Here is a 20108-nt window from a genome sequence, read left to right as displayed (position 1 = left end):
CATTATTTCGTGTGTATTAACTTGTTGAAGTACGCTCAACAAGATATAATGGCATAGTAGAAAGCAGATTAAATGTTGAAAGTGAGCGGAAACGATATGGGTCGTAAGTGGAATAATATCAAGGAAAAGAAAGCTTCAAAAGATGCAAACACGAGCCGGGTCTACGCTAAATTCGGCGTTGAGATCTATGTAGCTGCCAAGAAGGGCGAACCGGACCCGGAAGCGAACCGTGCACTGAAAGTCGTGCTGGAACGTGCCAAAACGTATAATGTACCCAAAGCCATCATTGATCGTGCGATGGAAAAAGCAAAAGGCAGCGGGGATGAGAACTATGAAGAGCTGCGTTATGAAGGCTTCGGACCGAATGGTGCGATGGTCATCGTTGATGCACTCACCAACAATGTGAATCGTACAGCGCCGGAAGTGCGCTCTGCGTTTAACAAAAACGCTGGCAACATGGGTGTCAGCGGTTCTGTTGCTTACATGTTTGATCCAACAGCGGTTATTGGTATAGAAGGCAAAAACTCCGAGGAAGTACTGGAACTTTTGCTCGAAGCAGATGTGGATGTACGTGATATCGTGGACGAAGACGATGCTGTAATTGTATATGCAGAACCGGATCAATTCCACGCTGTACAAGAAGCATTCAAAGCTGCTGGTATTACTGAGTTCACAGTAGCCGAGCTGACGATGCTTGCGCAAAACCATATTGAACTTCCAGAGGATGCACAAGCTCAGTTCGAGAAACTGATCGATGCGCTTGAAGACCTTGAAGATGTTCAGCAGGTTTACCACAACGTAGAGTTCGTTTAAGAGAACGAGACGATACGTGGTGGTTTGATTGCATAAAAAGAGTGTCTGACCAATCTGCGGGATTGGACGGACACTCTTTTTTTTGTTTGTTTATGAGTCAGACTGAAGTGTTCCAGGGGACTGCTCTGATTTTTCCGATTTCCCCCCACCGAACTTGAACAACACAATTCCCCCAACAATGACAAGTACACCGAGCAGCTGATTCCACGAAAAAGGAATTTGCTCCAGACCGAGCCATCCCATGGAATCAAATAGTAGCGCAAAACTCAATTGGGACGTCAGTACGATCGAGATGGCATATGTGGGACCAAGCAGCTTCATCCCTTGCACGAGACAGAAGACCACGCCAACGCCGATGGCTCCACTGAGCCAGTACCAGGGCTGCATATGCTGGAAGCTGAATGTATTTTTACCCTCGACTAGCAGAGAGATGAGGAAAGAAGCAATAAACCCGGTGAAAAGCACCATCGTTGTTGTGGACCATGAACCGGTGCGTTCATTGACTTTGTTATTAAAAATCGTTTGCAGACTGACAAGTGCACCTGCCAGTAGCGCAAGCGAAATACCTGTGATTAACATGGTTGTCGAACTCCTTATTCATAAATGTTGTGACCTGTTATTTCACGTAGACCCGCCCGGTCCTTGATCATAATCAATCCCTGATATCGTTCGATTAATCCGTCTGCACAGAGCTTCTGGATGACCCGATTCAGATGTCGGTAACTGGTGCCGATCAGATTCGCGATGTCGGTCAGATTGAATGCATCCAACTCTTCATGAACGACGTTGCCCGCTTCTTCTGTTGAGATGGAGAGCAGGTAGCTGACTAGACGAACCTCAACGGGATACATCAGGTTGAAATTGGAAAAGTTCGAGTCAATGTAGAATTTGTGAGAGATGATTTTAAGCAAAAATTTAAGTAAAGGTGCATAATCGCTGGCAAGCTCAGCGAGCCATTGATAATGAATGCGAAGCATCACCACAGGTGACACGGCCTGAACCGTATTAACAATATCGCTTTCACGGACATACTCTATGTCACCGACAACTTCAAGCGGTGTTTTGAAGCAAAGCACCAGCGTTTTATCCTGAGCGGAGGTGGTGAAAATCTTGATTTTACCTTCGACCAGTACGTACAAATATTCAGAAGTTTCCCCTTCACGACAGATCAGTTCACACTTCTCGAAATGGCATAATGTCATATGTGTACGCAGGGGCTCGTGAAATACCTTTTCGAGTTGATATTGCTTCAGATACTGCATTAATTGTTGCTCGTTATGGATCTCTTGCACGCTGTGATTCACCCCCGACGATATGTTCAATCCTTCTCCAAAAACTATAGTTTCATAATAATGACACCAGTCACCATTAAGGCAATGCCCAGAAATTGCGGCAGTTTCATCTTTTGTTTCACGACGCCGAACCATCCGTTACTATCCACCAGAAAAGTCAGGAACAGCTGGGCAATGAGCAGAGCCGAGATCGTGAATGTAACCCCGATTTGCTGAATGGCCGTCACTTCGCTGAAAATAATGACGGCGCCAAAAGCACCTCCAGCCAGATACATGGGTTTTACTTGTTTGAGTCCTTGAAGGTTGGTGTCTCTAACAAACAGTAGGATCAGCGCCGCTAAGATGAAGCCTGTCAGTTGTGTAATCGTAGCGGCTTGCCATGTGCCCATGTCGGTGCTAATCCGAGTATTGGCAACCCCTTGGAGCGTGATACACGCGCCGCCCAGTAATGCAAAAATAATTCCTCTCATATGTACGCTCCTTATTCAATCACTTCGACTTCTATTATTAAATGATAAATTGACTCTGAACGCCAAGGACAAATGTCCTGAGCTTTGAAGTCACAGCATTTAGAGTACTATAAAGAACTCGGGAAATCCAGATGGGGCATGAAGAGATGCGTGGCATATATGCTCAGCACTCATTTTTCATCATAATCTAACGAACCAGTGACATCTTATTGTACTGATTCGATTGAATTGAGAAATCTAACGAATCTCAGCGACGTTAAATTGGCTATGTGGGGTAGAAATGGGCGGTAAAACAGGGGGAATGGAGAAATAGGGTGTCTACGATTCGTTACTTTTGAAAACGGAAAATATTCGCTAAATAGAGTGTGTCAGGTTCGTTAGCTATCCAAGAAATGAAACGAGAGTCTACCCAGCGTCCCCGGAGCATAGTAAGTATCCAAAACTCCGGGGTAGGACAGGCAATGAGATTAGAAGCAATCAGCTAGAAGATCCTCTCCGTACAAATCCAATGATCCTATTAAATCACAGTGTAAACAGGCTTCTCGCCTACAAAACGAACAGACAATTCGGGAAAACGTTCTACCAACCTGTCTGCTAATAGCTTCATTCCCGAAGCCTCGCTCTCTGCATGTCCCATCATGATCAGTGCCTTGGACTTGCCTTGTTGCACAGCATCACGGATATATTCCGGTGTTTCCCATTCGAATCCTTCTCCAGCGATGATGAGATCCAATTGCTCATTCTGAATCAAGGGAATTGTCACATGTCCATTACCACGAAAACCTACCAGTACCGCTGCGCGTTTACATACTATTTCCGCATTGCCTGCAACGCGTACATAATCGATGCCTAGGGAACTTTTCATATGGCGAGCAATAGCTTCAACGGTACTTCCTTCCGGAAAAGAAAGAATGTCTGCTTCCGCTAGTCGTTGTTCCACATAAGAGGACCACCCCAAGGCCTGAATCAGTCCTTCGGTAATGCCATCCGGTTGGAAGCGGTGGATGATATCATGACATCGATAGATGGAAATGCCTGCTTCGTCGATCAACTTTCTTTTGTCCATATAAACCGAATCATTTGCAAGCCAATCCGTATGACTGTGATGGTTGTAGAAGGGGGATTCATGAGCGATAATTAGATTGGCCCCACGTTGTATGGCATGTTCAATGACATGTTGAGTGGGCATAAAAGTAACAAACACACCTGTGACCGTTTGGTCGGACGAGCCAGTAATCAGCCGATCTACCGTGTTCTCCGGTAACTCTACATGGGCTGTGAGATACTGTATAATGTTTTGAATGGTTATATTCATGAACATAAGTCCTCCAAAATAATTGATTTTATAGTTATTGTATCATTTTGAAGAATAAACAGTAGGTTAGAAAGGTCTTGCTAGAAGTGACAAAAGGAGTTATACTAATCAAACATAACGGAATGAACGTTCATTCCTATACAAAGGAGGGATAGACACATGGCTAAAAGCAGCAAAAAAGATGATATTTTTGCAGCTGCTTTAACGCTTTTTGCCCAGCGGGGATTCGATGCAACAACCATGCCGATGATTGCCGATTCGGCTCAGGTGGGAGCAGGAACTATTTACCGTTATTTTACGAACAAGGAAGTATTGTTGAATGAACTTTTTCAGAAAAGTATCAGGGAGTTTCTTGATGCCTTAAAACAGGGATTTCCGAATGAGCCGATACCTGTACGTGACCAGTTTCATCATATTTTTCGTGGATTGTTCAAGTTCGCAGAGTCCGACCCGGATCGCCTAAAGTTTATTAATTCTACGGGTAATGCATTGCATTTTCACGATGAAAGCAAGGAAAGTGTCAATGAATTTATGGGGTTTCTGAATGAATGCATACATAAGGGGCAGCAGCAAGGAGCCATTCTTATACTGCCTACAGAAGCTTTAATGAATATAGTCTACGGTGCTTTCATACATTTGTTTGAACACTTTAACAAAGGTCTCCTGGAAGCGACGCCGGAGCTAATGAACCAGCTTGAGGAGTGCCTGTGGAATGCCATTAGAGTCCATTGATTCTATTGGCCTTTTTTTACAACATAAACGGAATGAATATTCATTCCTATACTAGACATAAGGTGTGTGAAGATAAATCATGAATAAACTTAGGAATCCCAGAACGATCTCCCTGATTTTATGGATACTTATTACTCTCGTTTCTGTAGTGGCGATGCCTGATTTTGGTCAACTGGTAAAAGAAAAAGGACAGATTTCAATTCCTGAAACGGCACAAAGCCAGGTTGCTGCGACTATGTTGAAAGATATGGATAAGGATAGCGGGAATACTTATTCCATCATTGCTGTATTTAATAGTGGAGAAGATACACAAGCATTAACGAACCAGCAAAAGACGGAGATCGAATCCGTTTTATCCAACCTGAAAAATCAGAAAAAGCAACTGAATATTGAGACGATCACAACCCATCTGGATGGTGAAGAGCAAGCTGATCGGCTTATATCCGAGGACCGAACCACGATCCTGACTCAAATCACCGTCACTAAAGATGAGAATATTCCTCTTTCGGAAGTGATTAGTCTGTTAAAAGAATCTACAGCCATCCCTGATGTGGATACATATCTGACGGGAGCTGATCTGATCGATGATGATTTTGGTAAGTCGATTGAAGATGGTGTGCAGAAAACAGAAATTATCGCGATCATTTTCATCCTCGTTATCCTGATTATTATTTTTAGATCGCCGATCATACCTGTTATTTCACTGCTCACGGTAGGTATATCTTACGTTGTTTCATTAGCTATTGTGGGATATCTTGTAGATTGGTTTAACTTTCCGTTCTCGAACTTTACTCAGATATTTATGGTCGTTATCCTCTTTGGTATTGGTACGGATTATAATATCCTGTTATATACCAGATTCAAGGAGGAACTAAGTAGACAGGATGGCGATGTGGTTCTTGCGACCAAAACGACATTTAAAACAGCAGGCAGAACCGTATTGTATAGCGGCATCGCTGTATTTATCGGGTTTCTTTCACTCCTGCTTGCCAAGTTTCAGTTATATCAGGCAACCTCTGCGGTGGCGATCGCAGTAGCGGTTCTCATTATCGTCCTCAATACGTTGAACCCGTTCTTCATGGTTGTCATGGGCAAAAAAATGTTCTGGCCATCGAAAAAATTCGAAGGCCATGCGGACAGCCGACTGTGGGGATTTTTATCCCGCCAATCGGTACGAAGACCTTTCCTGGCAATCATTCTGGTTGCGGTGATTAGTGTTCCTTTATTATTCAGTTACAGTAATCGACTAAGTTATAATGACCTGTTTGAAGTCAATAATGACTACAATTCCAAACAGGGGATTAATCTGATTATGGAGCATTATGCACCAGGATTCTCAGCGCCAACAACATTGGTTGTGCAATCCGAGCAGGCAATGGACAATCAGACATTGCTTAAGGCACTGGATGATCTGACGGATAAGATGTCCAAGGTGGAAGGTGTCTCTGAGGTTTACGGTGTCACTCGACCAACTGGAGTCCAAATTAAAGAGTTGTATATTAACGATCAAGCAGAGGAGCTTAATCAGGGTATTGGTAAAGCAAACGATGGTGTGGGCGAAATTAAGGAAGGTTTGTCCTCTGCAGCTGGACAGCTTCAATCTTCGAATGATTTAAGTAACGTACAGCTGTTGATTGATGGGACAAGCCGGTTGCAAGTTGGAGTAAATGCATTGGGAGACGCCATGAATCAGGTATCTGATGGGCTGAATAATGGGAAAGAAGGGGCAGAGACGTTGAAAAACGGACTTGCTACCCTTAAAGAAAAGGTTGGAGTCTTGTCTAAAGGTGCCAGTGATCTGCACAAAGGGTATACGCAACTTGAACAGGGATTTGGTTCCTTTAGTGGTACTTTCACAAGCATCAAGACAGCTATTAAGGGAGCGCTTGATGCCTATGCTCAGATCGAAGGTAGCATGACCCGTCTAATTGCGAATCACCCTGAGTTACAACAAGAAGAAGATGCCGTACAAGTGATTAATATTTCTCAAGCGGCTCAAACTGAACTGAACGCGTTATACACACAGTTGGACCCGTTGATGGAGCAGTACAATGGGGCTATGGTTTCTTTCAAGGAAGCCAACGAGTCAATGGCTCAAATTAGTGTCGGTCTGACTCAGGTTGCTGTAGGTGTCGGTCAGCTTGAAGACGGTGCTGGCGAGCTATCCAAAGGTTTGACGACTGGAGCCAATGGAACCAAGCAGATAGCGGGTAAAACATTGGAAGTGAAAGATGGGCTCAGTCAGATTAATGAAGGACAGAGTCAGTTGTTAAGCGGTCTGAACGATTTGCAGGACAAAATGGGTGAGTTGAAATCCGGATTGACCGAAAGTACAAAAGGACTCTCAGATGTGTCGAAGGGTCTTGGTGATGCAGAAGATTATTTGGGTCATCTTGGCCAGTCTGATGCTGCGAAAAGCTTCTACATTCCAGAAGAGGTATTAAAAGGAGAAGAGTTTCTAAATTCGCTCGACATGTATATGTCTTCGGATCGGAAGACAGCGGAAATCTCCATCATTTTGACCGATAATCCATATTCGAAAGAAGCGATGGATGTTGTTCAAAATCTTAACAAGCAGTTGGAAACGGCTTTGGTTGGCACGGATTTGAGTGAGGCGAAAGTGGCCCTGGGCGGCATACCGTCACAGAACCTGGATATGAAAGAATTATCCGGAGGTGATCTGAATCGGACGTCCATGATCATGCTGATTGGAATTGGATTGATACTTTTGTTCATTATTCGTTCGTTTTGGCAGACTGTAATCATTATAGGTGCGTTATTCCTGACGTATTATGTGGCCCTTGGTCTGAATGAATTGCTGGTGGTTGGCCCGCTTGGCGTTGACTATCTGAGCTGGAACGTTCCTTTCTTCAGTCTGATCATGATTGTTACACTTGGTGTGGACTACAGTATCTTCCTCATGATGAAATATCGCGAGATTGAAGGAGATCCAATTCATAAAATTACGGAGGCTTCCCGTAATATAGGAGGAGTCGTGATCTCGGCGGCAGTAATATTGGGAGGTACCTTCGCCGCACTAATTCCTTCCGGTGTTGTTACGCTGATTGAAGTAGCTATTTCTGTCATCATCGGATTGGTTTTGCTAAGTTTTGTCATGCTTCCAATCTTGCTTCCGGCTCTAATCAGTCTATTACACAAGTTAAAATACTGGGGTTCGGGGTCCGATCCCATAAACAAACAAACAAATAAATAAATAAATAAATCATCTTTATATCAAACGATTCCTGACAAACATGACGTCAGGGGTCGTTTTTTATTTTTTTATCCTATGAATAGTAACTAAGTTATCATAACAATGCGGGAAATAATCTAACGTGAAACAATGACGGATTCATATAGTTTTCTCTAACAAGAATAAGTATACTTACATAGAGTCTTTGTCTGCACTAATGGAACTGAGAGCAAGGAAAGCAGTTTCTATTTCAATATACTGAGAATCAGTTGAGGATAAGCATTCATTTGCAACAATAGAACAGATTGTGAAAGGGGATAACTACGATGACAGCAACAACTATTATGGAACGTCTGAAGAGCGAGACAGCTCATTATCACAGACAAGTAGAACAGAACCCTTATGCAAAAGCCATTATGAATCAAACTGTGACTATAGAAGAATATAGAACATATTTAGAGAAATTTTATGGATTCCTGAAACCGCTGGAGGATCAGGCTGTGCTGCTACCTTTCTGGGAAAGTACAGGATTGGATATCGAGATTAGAGGCAAGGCTGTACTGTTGGAGAAAGATTTACGAAATCTGGGTGCAAGTGAAGAAGAGATCACTCAACTTCCGCTCTGTGAAGAACTGCCGGATATTTCAACACCTGCGCGTTTGTTCGGATATCTGTATGTAATTGAGGGGTCCACGAACGGTGGACAGATCATGACCAAGCGTTTGTCGCAGTTCCTGCCCATTGAAGCTGATCGTGGATTGGAATATTTCAATGCTTACGGCTCAGAGACAAGAACAAGATGGAGCGAGTTTACAGGTTTGCTGCAGCAGTCCATCAGCACTCCAGAGGATCATGACAACATGGTACACAGTGCATCAGAGACATTCCGACTACTGGACCAGTGGATTAATACGGACATGTAACATCCCTTTTCATCAACCCAAACGCCTGTAGGGCGGACTTTTTTCATATATTAAAAGGTATCTATATAAGTGGAAATAATACATTTACACATAACGGAGAGGACAGAAAAAAGCTGGAAAAGCGAAGCGTTCGCATTTATAACCGGATTTTTCCCTCTAGAAAAGGGAATCGATAAAATCTGGGGATAACAGCGATTGGAAGGTTATTCTGTCATCGTAGTGCAATGTAAATAATCATTATTTCAACTTATATAACATCATGAGAGGGGATTTTCCTGGCCATGGCCGAACCGAAGTCCAAGAAAGAACAAAATTTGTTGAACCGCACATTGCTTCATCAGGGGACTTACACAAATGATCCTATAGATCTGAATAACTGTGATAAAGAACCCATTCATATCCCCGGTTTTATTCAACCTCATGGTGTTCTTTTGGCCATCAATACCAGTCATACGCCAACCATTGTTCAGTGTAGCCAAAATACGGAGGACCATCTGGGTATTGCCTATGAGGACGTTCTGGGCATGCCTTTGGAAAATCTGATTGGCGAGGAAGATGTGCGCAAACTGTTGGCTAGCAGCTTCAATGCAGATGTAACCTCTGATTTGCATTACATGGATCTGACCATTAAGGTATCCGATGAAGACCGGATCTTTTCTTCTGTTCTTCATGAAAGTGATGGTCTGCTCATTCTGGAGATCGAGCCTTTTTATGAAAAAGAGGACATGGAGACTACCGACTTTGAGTGGATATCCCGTTTCTTTGGTCGGATCAAAAGTACAGATAGTCGCGTGGAAGCAAGTCAGATTGCGGCTGAACAGGTGAAGGAAATGCTCGGTTATGACCGAGTCATGATTTATGAGTTTGACGAGCAATGGAACGGTAAAGTTATTGCTGAAGCGCGTGAACAAGAACTCGAACCATTCCTTGGACATCACTATCCGGCTTCGGATATTCCAAAACAGGCTCGGGAATTGTATCTTCGCAATTGGCTGCGAACCATTGTGAATGTCAATTATAAACCCGTCGAGATTGTGCCTATGCTTCAACCGCTCACAGGCAAACCGCTAAATTTGAGTCTTTCGGTCCTGCGTAGCGTATCTCCTCTTCATATCGAATATTTGCATAATATGGGTGTGGGTGCGACCGTTACGATCTCGCTCATTCATAACAATCAACTGTGGGGACTCATTACATGCCATCATTATAAGGCCAGATATGTACCCCATCGCGTACGGAATCTTTGCAATTTCCTGGGCGCGTTCTTCTCGAATGAATTGTTTCAGCGTCAGCAACTCGATGATTATCAATCAGAGATTCAGTCACGTGAAGCCGCTTCACGAATTGCCAACATTTTTATCGGTAACACAAGTCCTGCCCGAGTGCTTGAGGAATTACAGGGAGAAGAGGAGACGGTGTTAAATCTGATGGGTGCTGCCGGAGCAGCAATCTGTTACCAGGACAAGTTATTGTTGTATGGTGAAACGCCAAACAGTGGACAGATTCGTGAACTGGCAGGTTGGCTTGCAGGAAAGTCCGAGGATTATAGTTATCATACGTCGAAACTGAGTGCAGAGTATGAAACATCCAAAGCTTATCAGGATAAGGTTTCCGGGGTTATTTATGTTGCCATTTCGCCTGGACAGCATAACTACATGCTCTGGTTCCGACCTGAGGTCGTCCAGGTTGTCGATTGGGCGGGTGACCCCGCGAAGGCAGTGCTAAAGACAGATGATGGCATGCGGTTGTCCCCTCGTAAATCCTTCGAGAAATGGCGTGAGGTTGTAAAATCAACTTCGTATCCATGGACATCCAAAGAGCTTAGCGTGTTACCTTTACTCAAAACCATTGTACGTCGGCAGACAGAGAACCAGTTGGTTCAGGCCGAAGAACAGGCGCTGCAGAATGCTCGTATTTTGCGACAAAATGAACAGCGTTATTTGCAGTTAATGGATTACTCGCCCGTGGCATTCTTTACTTTGACTGACGGTCAGATTATCTACTGTAATACGAAGGCTGCCGAGTTGCTCGGGTTCGAGAGTTCCAAAGACCTGATGGGCAAGGATTTCAGGGCGTTTGTACCTGAGCAAACGAGAGTGACGTTGCAACAGAATTTTGAGGAATTAAAGCACAATAACACAAGTTTGATTACCAGCCAGTCGTATTTCACCACAGCAGCAGGTACCTCATTGTTGCTTGAAATTACACTTGCTTCTGTTACGCACGCGGGTAAACCTTCTGTGATGGTCCTATTGCACAGCTGCGCTTCCCACCATGAACAGGACAATTACACTGAAACGACGAGCCAGCTTCAGAACTACCTGACGACAGATCCGTTAACGGATATGCCAATTCAGACGGTGTTCAAGTCACAGCTTCAAGCTGACTGGGATGACTGTTTACAGGAAAAATGCAGTCTGGGACTGCTCATTATAGATATTGATGATTTCCGTTCGTATAATGCAACATACGGCCTTCAAGGAGGCGACCTGTGTCTGCAATGGATTGGTGAGGTGCTTACCGTGGTTAGCGAACAGCATGAGGCGCAGATTTCTCGTCTTCGCGGAGGTACATTCATGCTAAAATTAAAGAGCACAACGTCTGAGGATGTAGCTAAACTGGCGGAAGAAATTAGACAGCACGTGCTCGCTCTCCAGATTCAGCGGGAATTAACGGGTCCGAGCGGAGTTGTCACTGTTTGTGTTGGCGGTGCAGTACTGGTGCCAGAAGAGCTTTTCGATGCATCCGACCTAATCGAAAAAGCGAGTCGAGCGTTGGCCCAAGCGAAAAATGAAGGGAAAAATCGCGCAATTGTCGTGTGATTACGCCTGTGTAACGTTCGATTTGAAACGATACAATCATTATTTGAAAAAAGTTAAATAGACATGATGAAAAGAGGGCAGAAATGCTCTTTTTTTTTGTGCCCAGGAATGTCTTAATTTCGTCACCGCAGACACAGGACAAGTGTTATAATGTTCCCTATGGATACACTTGTTCGTATTCTGTCTTGGAGGAGGGTGAGATAACGTTCTATGAAAGACAACTCAAGACAATTGGAATTTATGGAGATAGATCTGAGTGAAGAACCTGAAACAGCAGCAGTTCCGGTTCCTGATCGTTCAACCATTGTGCAGTCTGCACATGATACGATGCAGCATCGAGGAGGCATATTGTTCTCAGAAAAACGTTTTGTAGAGGAAGCTAAGCAGTGGGTAGAGATGGAGGGGGGTGTATCCCCGTGGGTTCCCTTTATGAGTTACTGGCCAACGTATGGCGTGATGAACGAAGCCCAGCGCAAGTGGTATATGTTTTGGAGGAAGGAAGTACGTCAGGGGAGATACCCGGATACCGATCTGTCCTATCTATTTGTTCATATCTACGAGTTAATTAACGGCATTGGCTGGCAGAATCCTCAGGATGGTTATGATCAATTGAAGCAGCTATGGGTGAACTACCGTGAACGGCTGCCCCAATTAAATATATATATGCAAGAATGGATGGTCGATTATGTGCTGGTCCATCAGATGGAGATTTCCTTATCCGAGGTTATGGTCCTTTCGGGCGGATACCTGCCAGCAGAGATGCTGGATAGGGAACTGCAACGTATTTTACAGGATAATGTATCGGATATCTCGCTGAATATGCTGAAAAGATACTATGATTACGATATTACACTTAGTAAGTTCTACAGAGATGGCGGCAAAGAAGTGATGGAGCAGTACATCCCTCGGGTCATGGCCTTGGTTGATTCGTACCTGGAACGTTCGCGACAAGTTGGACTGTTGCCTGAGTGTGATCCCAACGATGAACGCACGATGGAGCGCATTCTGTTTCGCAAAGCAGTCTATGATGATTCGATCTATGGAAGATCGGTATCGTTCAGATATATGCCCATAGGTGAACAGGCTGAATTTGTGCAGATGGTTACGCGGATCTATCGATGTACTGAAAATAAACTTCGTGAACTGCTCGGATTCAGAGGCAGATTGCGAGGACAGACTCTTGAACCCGAACTTGCGAATCTGATTGAACGTTATCTGGACAAAACATATGCGACCGGGCAGGCGGAGGCTATGGAGCAACCGGTGATTCGTATTGATACGGAGAAATTGGCATCGTTACAGCAGGAAAGTGAGTACGTGCGATTGGCGCTTACAATTGAGGATGATCAGCCTTCTGAAGTGAAGGATGAAGAGGTTAACAACGCAAATGTTACAAGTAATCCATTCGATGCACTGGAAGCAAGGGATGATATCACTCCAACTGAAGGTTCCATGGAGTCGGAGCCATCCGCAGTAGAGATTGCAACAGGAGCGCAAGTAGAATCTATTAGGTTGCAGTGGGACGAGTCTGCTGAGGCTGATCTGGATGAAGAATGGCTGCTTTTTGCCAAGGAACTCTCCCCTCAGCAGGTGCAAACGATTCATGTTCTACTTGACGCAAGTCCAGATACGGAGCTGATGCGTCTGGCTGAGCAATATGGAACGATGCCTACGCTTCTGCTGGATGAAATTAATGATGTGGCTATGGAAACGATCGGTGATCTTCTGATTGATGGTGATCGGATTGTTCCTGATTATATAGATGTGTTCGAACATGTGAAGAGGTGATACGCAGTGACAGAACTTAAAATACCAAAGCGGCTGACCACCGCACTTGTAAATTCATTGACGGCGGGTGTTGTCCCACGAATTGGGCTGGAGCAGATTGCTGTCGGTCGGAAACCGGAAGTGGAAGCCATTTTGCGGGATATGGACAATATCGCTGAGGGCGGCGCAGCGTTTAAACTCATTACGGGTCGTTACGGCAGCGGTAAAAGCTTTCTTTTGCAGATGATTCGTAACTATGCGATGGATAGGGATTTTGTTGTGGCAGATGCCGATCTTTCACCAGAGCGTCGATTGGTGGGAACCAAAGGCCAGGGACTTGCCACATATCGTGAACTGATGACTCGTCTGTCTACACGCACACGCCCGGATGGGGGAGCGTTGGAGCCGATTTTGCAAAAATGGATCGCAGGGTTGCAACAATCCACGATGCAGAGTCAGAACCTGCGCCCGGATGATCCCGCTCTGCCGCTTGAGGTAGAGAAGCAGATCTATGCAGTGACGGGTGAGATGCAGAATCTGGTTCACGGTTTTGATTTTGCCAAAGTACTGGCGTCATACTGGAACGGGTACAAGCTGGCTGATGATGATCGCAAACAGGCGGCACTTCGCTGGCTTCGAGGAGAATTTGCAACCAAAACGGAAGCGAAAAAAGAACTGGCTGTTGGCGTTATCATTGATGATGACAACTGGTACGACTACTTCAAATTATGGTCTGAATTCACAGCGCGCATTGGTTACAAAGGATTGTTGTTGTTCATTGATGAAGCGGTGAATCTGTACAAAATTACAAACAGTGTCTCCCGTCAAAGCAACTATGAGAAATTGCTGACCATGTTCAATGATACGATGCAGGGCAAGGCAGAGCACCTGGGCATATTTGTAGGCGGTACACCGCAATTTGTAGAGGATGAACGGCGCGGATTATACAGCTATGAAGCGCTTCGCTCCAGGCTTATTGATGGTCGTTATGCAGCCAAAGCTTATGCGAATTACACAGGTCCGATCCTGAAGCTGGCGATGTTATCGCATGAAGAGATTCTGATTCTGCTCCAGAAGCTGCGACAGATTCATGCCCTGCATTTTGGATACAGTGCAAGTCTGACGGATGAACAATTGGTTGATTTTATGCAAACGGCGGTGAACCGACTGGGTGCGGATGAATTGCTGACCACGCGTGAAGTGGTACGAGATTTTATGGATGTGCTGCATACGTTACACCAGAATCCTGAAGTGACTTATACTCAATTACTTGGGGAGCGGGTTGCCAAACCTCAGGAAACGAGTAAAGGGGCAAATGCATCCGCGAATACGGATGATTTGGACGATTTCCTGGCGGAGTTTGAATTATGAGTGATAATCCGTTCTATCGGCTGGCGCCGTTTGTTCAGGAATTTATTTATAAAAAAAGATGGGAATCGCTTCGTCCTGCCCAGATTGAGGCCTGCAATATCTGTTTTCATACCCCGCATCATATGCTGATTGCGGCGGGGACAGCCTCCGGCAAGACGGAGGCGGCTTTTTTTCCTGCATTGACCGAGCTGTATGAACGGCCTTCCAAGTCGGTTGGCATTTTATACATTGGACCTCTGAAAGCCCTGATTAATGATCAATTCGAACGTCTTAAGGATCTGTTATCCGAAGGAAATATTCCGGTATGGCATTGGCACGGGGACGTACCGCAGGCGGAGAAAACAAAACTGATGAAAAATCCTTCCGGTGTGCTCCAGATAACGCCAGAATCGCTGGAAGGTCTGCTCATGAATCGTCCGAATGCAATCCCGGCGCTGTTTCATGACCTGCGGTATGTCATCATCGATGAGGTGCATGCTTTCATGGGAGCGGATCGGGGCATTCAAGTACTCAGCGAACTTGCCAGAATCGAGCGTATGGCTGGCTGTGCACCGCGAAGAGTGGGCTTGTCGGCTACACTTAGTGACTATGATGCGGCTACATCTTGGCTTGCTGCCGGAACGCAGCAGGGGGTGGATGTGGTCTCTTCCCCGGGTGGTCGCAAGCTGCGACTGCGGGTGGAACATTTCTCTTTTCCAGATGCGCAGGACGAGGAGCAGGCGGAGCAGCTTCATAACGCACGTAAAGCGTACTACGACTTCATTTATGAGAGTACACATCGTAAAAAAGCGCTGATCTTCACCAACAGCCGAACGGATGCTGAAGTCACCATTCTTGAGATGCGGCGGGTCGCGGCTCACAGGCAAGAGCGTGATGTGTTCCATGTGCATCATGGAAGTATCTCCGCCATGCTGAGGGAAGAGACGGAAGCTGCCCTACGCACCGGGTCGGGGCCAGCGGTTGCAGCGGCAACGGTCACGCTTGAACTGGGCATCGATCTGGGCGAACTGGAACGTGTGGTTCAGCTCGGTGCACCGTATAGTGCTTCGAGCTTTGTACAGCGTCTGGGACGTTCGGGAAGACGAGAGGATATGGCATCAGAGATGCTTTTTGTATGTCCGGAGGAAGAGGACGAGGAAGCGCAATTGCCAGCACGTATGCCGTGGACCTTGATGCGTGCGATTGCTGTTATCGAACTCTATGTAAAAACGAAATGGGTCGAGCCGCTTGAAGCTCGCAAAATGCCCATAGGTGTGCTCTACCATCAGACGATGAGCATGTTGAAAAGTATGGGGGAGGCGGAGCCGAGAGATCTTGCAGAAGCCATCCTTTCGTTGGCTCCATTTGCGTTGATTAGACCTGATCAATATCAGGTTTTCCTGAATTACCTCATTGAGACGGATCATCTGCAATGGACAGAGGATCGAACATTGATCATCGGTCTGACAGGTGAGAAAATTGTGAATAATTATCGCTTCTACGCCGTGTTTAAAGACGATGAGGAACATAAAGTATTAAACGGCTCGGAAGAGATTGGTTCGATTACAACCGTGCCCCCACCTGGCTATTGCTTCTCGCTCGCAGGCAAACTGTGGAAAGTGGAAGAGGTCGATCACAAGCACAAGGCTGTGTATGTGAAGTCTGCGAAAGGTAAAGTAGATACGTTATGGCTTGGAGCGGGAGGAGATATTCATACGTCGGTAGTACAGAAAATGCGTGAAGTGTTGTCAGACTCAGTGATCTATCCCTATCTGTCACCACAAGCTGTCAATCGACTTGAACGGGCGCGCCGCCTAGCTCGTGAAAGCGGACTGTTGAAGCAGGTCGTGATTCCGGCAGGGGGAGATTCGATGTACGTTCTTCCTTGGGTGGGAAGTAAATCTTTCCGTACATTGGAGCGCTTGATGAAGCATAATCTGTCCAAGAAACTTGCCTTGCGTTCGGTTGTGCCCATGGAGCCATATTATTTTGTAGTGTCCGGCAAGGTCGATGAACGAACATTGTTAGCCGAGATCATGAGTGAGTGTCGAACGGCTGAAGACGCATCTGCGTTACTGGCTGAAGATGAAGCGCCTTATCTGGGCAAGTATGATGAATTTGTCGCGCCGCCTTTGATCCGTGAGGCTTTTGCCGTAGATGGGCTGGATCTGGATGGATTGAAGGAAGGTTTACAGCAAACATTGGAGTGGGACTCTTCAGGCTCCAATCGGACATGACGTTTTTACGTAATTAGAGTACTCGAAGAATGGTACAGCGTCGAAGCGACTCTATGTAATAATTTAGTTCAACTTTTTATACGGAATAGGGTTGACACCATCTCACCTCCCATGTAATATATGAAAAGTCGTCACACACGAATTACATCAAATTGCATATATCATTTCGTATAACCTCGCAGGCCGAAAGTGTACACAGGGCGAGGGTCTCTACGGGAAGCCTATACTTCCTAACTACGATGCCAAGGAATCAATGTATTCCTTGCTCGTAGTTAGGATTTTTTGCATTTAGATGGTGTCTGTGACCTTGGCATGAACCAACATGCGGGCGTATTTTTCTTATCATCAGGAGGTTTATTCACAATGAAATATTATCTGTCCGTTCTCGCGGGAGCGATGAGCTATGGCATATTATCCACGATTGTGGTTCTGGCGTACGGCGAAGGATATAAACTTGGAGAGGTTGTGGGAGCACAGCTGATCACGGGTTTTCTTCTATCCTGGATGCTGGCGCTATACACAAGATTTAGAACAAAACGTAAGTCACAGGCAAATGGCAAAGCATCAGGAGCCGTGGCACAGGTATTCAAGCGGTTGACGTGGAAACAACGTCTGATATTGATGGCTGCTGGAACACCAACCGTAATTACAGGTCTCGTGTATTATCAGTCTTTGCGTTACATTCCGGCTTCACTTGCCATTATCCTGTTGTTCCAGTTCACTTGGATTAGTGTATTGATTCAGGCGATAAGCAAACGACAACGTCCAGACAAAGTCACGTTCCTGACGTTGATCATTCTGTTTGGTGGAACCTTGCTGGCAGCGGGTTTCCTGGAACAAGGATTGGGTGAGTTCAACGGTCTGGGTATTGCTCTTGGGCTAATGGCAGCCGTAAGTTATTCCCTGTTTGTCTTGTTCAGCGGCAAAGCGGTTCCTTCAGCGCATCCAGCCTTCCGCAGTGCGTGGATGGTTACAGGCGGATTGATCCTGCTGTGCATTTTGTTCCCGCCGACATTCCTCTTTAACGGATTGATCTGGAGCCAGTTGCTTGTATTTGGATTGCTGCTTGGATTCTTCGGGGCATTCATTCCACCAGTACTGTTCGCTATCGGCGTTCCGCATATTGGTGGTGACATGGCCGGAATCCTGGGTGCAGTGGAGCTTCCAATTGCAGTTTTGTTATCCTCAATCGTGCTCCATGAGCATGTCAGCGGATTGCAATGGTTCGGAGTTATTGTTGTGCTCATTGGTGTAGCCCTGCCAGAGTTGTATAAATTACGCACGAGACGAAGTCGGAATACTCCGATCTATTCCTGAGTTATACAAAAAGGGATATTGCGAAGCATGAACGGGAATACCCGTAGATAAGCCTGAGAAATCAGGCTTTTTTTATTGAAATATTCTTTAGTTCCACTTATATGGCTCAACCGCAATAGCCCAGAGGGGTCATTTTCATTGTCATGCGAATCAGGTATGCTTAAAGAATACATCCGTCTGTTGATTGAATATTGATGGGACATCGAATGAGGAGTGTTTATATGAAAAGCTGGTTTGGAAAAACATGGCCTTGGTTAACGCTGGGTCTGACCGTTGTTGTACTGCTTGGATCATTTTTGGTTTATTTTATGGGCAAAGACGTATCCCCTGGATCGGGAAGTGCAGTAACAGCACAAGCCGAGACTCCGGAGGATTTGAAGGGATATGAAGTCATTGATGTGGACGTAAGCAACGATGGTTTTGGACCAGACGTTATCGAGGTGAAGGCTGGCGTACCGACTAAAATCAACTTTATTCTGACCCGGTCGGTGACACATGTGAAATCAGTGGGATCACAAAAGCTTGGCATGGATCTATACATGCAAAAGGGACCTAATTATTATACGGTCGACAAAGATCTGCCGAAGGGCGAATACGAGATTCACTGCGGTATGTACATGATATACGCAACGATTAAGGTCGTATAAACAGAAGGAGCAAAGTTTCGGGTCACCGAGCTTTGCTCCTTTTTTTGGTGCGTGATATCATGGAAAAGTGGGTAAAATCGATCAGGAGGTGGCTAAAATGAAAGCGCTATTTATTGGAGGGACAGGCACCATCAGTACGGCCATTACGGAGATGCTTGCACAGCAAGGCTGTGAACTTTATTTAATTAATCGTGGCAATCAGAACGATGACTTACCTAGTGAGGTCAACGTACTTCAAGCCGATATTAATGACGAGGCACGTGTAGCGGAACTGATAGCTGATCTGGAATTTGATGTTGTGGCAGACTTTATCGCTTTTGTACCGTCTCAATTGGAGCGAGATTACCGTTTGTTCAAGGATAAAACAAAGCAGTTTATATTTATAAGTTCAGCATCAGCGTATCAGACTCCCCTGGCTGATTACCGGATCACGGAAGGTACGCCCTTATCGAATCCATACTGGGAGTATTCTCGCAACAAGATTGCCTGTGAAGACTATCTGATGAAACAATACCGCGAGCACGGATTCCCTGTGACCATCGTGCGTCCGAGCCATACGTATGGCGACAAATCGGTACCTCTCGGTGTTCATGGTGCTCAAGGCAGCTGGCAGGTTCTCAAGCGTATACGTGAAGGCAAACCCGTTATCATCCATGGAGATGGCACCTCACTGTGGACGATTACACACAATACTGATTTTGCCAAAGGGTTTATCGGGCTGATGGGAAATATCCATGCCATTGGTGAATCGGTACATATCACCTCGGACGAATCCGTCACCTGGAATCAGATCCATGAGATTATAGCTGGCGTGTTGGGCGTTAAGCTTCATGCGGTACATGTACCCTCTGAGTTCTTGGCAGCATGCAGTGATCAGGATCTTCGCGGCGGATTGCTGGGTGACAAAGCCAATACCGTTGTCTTTGATAACAGTAAGCTGAAGAGGCTTGTTCCGGATTTTGTAGCAACGACAAGAGCAGATCAGGGCATTCGAAGTACGATTGAGCATATTCTGGCGCATCCTGAATTACAGACCGAAGATCCGGAATTTGATGTATGGTGTGACAAGGTCGTTGGCGCATTGGACGAAGCGTTATTAAAGATCAGAGATGAGAAATGAGAAGTAAGGCATTCATGATCAAGTGTTTACATTCATGCGCTTAATCGTTATAATCAAGAAAAAATGACACTTGTTAGGGGAGGCACCCCAACTTAGGACATCGTTCCTTT

At 45.5% G+C, this 20108-nt stretch carries 15 protein-coding genes and 1 riboswitch; of the genes, 11 read left to right on the top strand and 4 right to left on the bottom strand.

What is annotated here, in order from left to right; all coding sequences use genetic code 11:
• Nucleotides 1–96 precede the first annotated feature (96 nt).
• Nucleotides 97–813: a YebC/PmpR family DNA-binding transcriptional regulator gene (locus QF041_RS07225; protein WP_036608916.1), complete on the top strand. Its 717-nt coding sequence runs from the start codon at nt 97–99 to the stop codon at nt 811–813.
• Between the two features lie 90 nt (nt 814–903).
• Here QF041_RS07225 and QF041_RS07220 read toward each other — a convergent pair whose 3' ends face one another.
• From QF041_RS07220 to QF041_RS07205, 4 genes are all read right to left on the bottom strand, one after another.
• Complete coding sequence (locus tag QF041_RS07220; protein WP_307413202.1) at nt 904–1392, bottom strand: DMT family transporter; 489 nt, start codon at nt 1390–1392, stop codon at nt 904–906.
• 14 nt (nt 1393–1406) lie between these two features.
• Complete coding sequence (locus QF041_RS07215; RefSeq protein ID WP_307416917.1) at nt 1407–2105, bottom strand: Crp/Fnr family transcriptional regulator; 699 nt, start codon at nt 2103–2105, stop codon at nt 1407–1409.
• Between the two features lie 44 nt (nt 2106–2149).
• A complete protein-coding gene (locus tag QF041_RS07210) occupies nt 2150–2575 on the bottom strand; it encodes a DMT family transporter (protein WP_076327895.1) in 426 nt (141 codons plus the stop codon).
• A 517-nt stretch (nt 2576–3092) separates the two neighbouring features.
• Nucleotides 3093–3890: a Nif3-like dinuclear metal center hexameric protein gene (locus QF041_RS07205; protein WP_307413200.1), complete on the bottom strand. Its 798-nt coding sequence runs from the start codon at nt 3888–3890 to the stop codon at nt 3093–3095.
• Nucleotides 3891–4049: 159 nt separating this feature from the next.
• Here QF041_RS07205 and QF041_RS07200 point away from each other — a divergent pair, with 159 nt between their 5' ends.
• From QF041_RS07200 to QF041_RS07155, 10 genes are all read left to right on the top strand, one after another.
• Complete coding sequence (locus QF041_RS07200; protein WP_017688759.1) at nt 4050–4622, top strand: TetR/AcrR family transcriptional regulator; 573 nt, start codon at nt 4050–4052, stop codon at nt 4620–4622.
• Nucleotides 4623–4701: 79 nt separating this feature from the next.
• Nucleotides 4702–7836, top strand: coding sequence for an MMPL family transporter (locus QF041_RS07195; RefSeq protein WP_307413198.1), 3135 nt, complete (start codon nt 4702–4704; stop codon nt 7834–7836).
• Nucleotides 7837–8141: 305 nt separating this feature from the next.
• Nucleotides 8142–8738, top strand: coding sequence for a biliverdin-producing heme oxygenase (locus QF041_RS07190; protein ID WP_307413196.1), 597 nt, complete (start codon nt 8142–8144; stop codon nt 8736–8738).
• Nucleotides 8739–9019: 281 nt separating this feature from the next.
• On the top strand, nt 9020–11560 hold the full coding sequence (locus QF041_RS07185) for a diguanylate cyclase domain-containing protein (RefSeq protein WP_307413194.1): 2541 nt from the start codon (nt 9020–9022) through the stop codon (nt 11558–11560).
• A gap of 210 nt (nt 11561–11770) precedes the next feature.
• On the top strand, nt 11771–13348 hold the full coding sequence (locus QF041_RS07180; protein ID WP_307413192.1) for a TerB N-terminal domain-containing protein: 1578 nt from the start codon (nt 11771–11773) through the stop codon (nt 13346–13348).
• 6 nt (nt 13349–13354) lie between these two features.
• Nucleotides 13355–14698, top strand: coding sequence for an ATP-binding protein (locus tag QF041_RS07175; protein ID WP_307413189.1), 1344 nt, complete (start codon nt 13355–13357; stop codon nt 14696–14698).
• Complete coding sequence (locus QF041_RS07170) at nt 14695–16914, top strand: DEAD/DEAH box helicase (RefSeq protein WP_307413187.1); 2220 nt, start codon at nt 14695–14697, stop codon at nt 16912–16914. Before QF041_RS07175 ends, QF041_RS07170 begins: the two co-directional genes overlap by 4 nt.
• A 146-nt stretch (nt 16915–17060) precedes the next feature.
• Nucleotides 17061–17171: riboswitch (purine riboswitch) on the top strand.
• A 106-nt stretch (nt 17172–17277) separates the two neighbouring features.
• The gene (locus QF041_RS07165; RefSeq protein WP_307413186.1) at nt 17278–18231 is read left to right on the top strand and encodes an EamA family transporter; all 954 of its coding nucleotides are present in this window, start codon (nt 17278–17280) and stop codon (nt 18229–18231) included.
• A gap of 221 nt (nt 18232–18452) precedes the next feature.
• Complete coding sequence (locus tag QF041_RS07160) at nt 18453–18878, top strand: cupredoxin domain-containing protein (protein ID WP_017688751.1); 426 nt, start codon at nt 18453–18455, stop codon at nt 18876–18878.
• A gap of 97 nt (nt 18879–18975) precedes the next feature.
• Nucleotides 18976–19998 (top strand): SDR family oxidoreductase, encoded by a 1023-nt coding sequence (locus QF041_RS07155; RefSeq protein WP_307413184.1) that lies wholly within the window; start codon nt 18976–18978, stop codon nt 19996–19998.
• Nucleotides 19999–20108 lie beyond the last annotated feature (110 nt).

It is taken from the genome of Paenibacillus sp. W2I17, from assembly GCF_030815985.1.
Taxonomy (GTDB): domain Bacteria; phylum Bacillota; class Bacilli; order Paenibacillales; family Paenibacillaceae; genus Paenibacillus.
The sequence above is the reverse complement of the archived record's forward strand: the minus strand, read 5'-3'. Positions and strand labels throughout refer to the sequence as shown.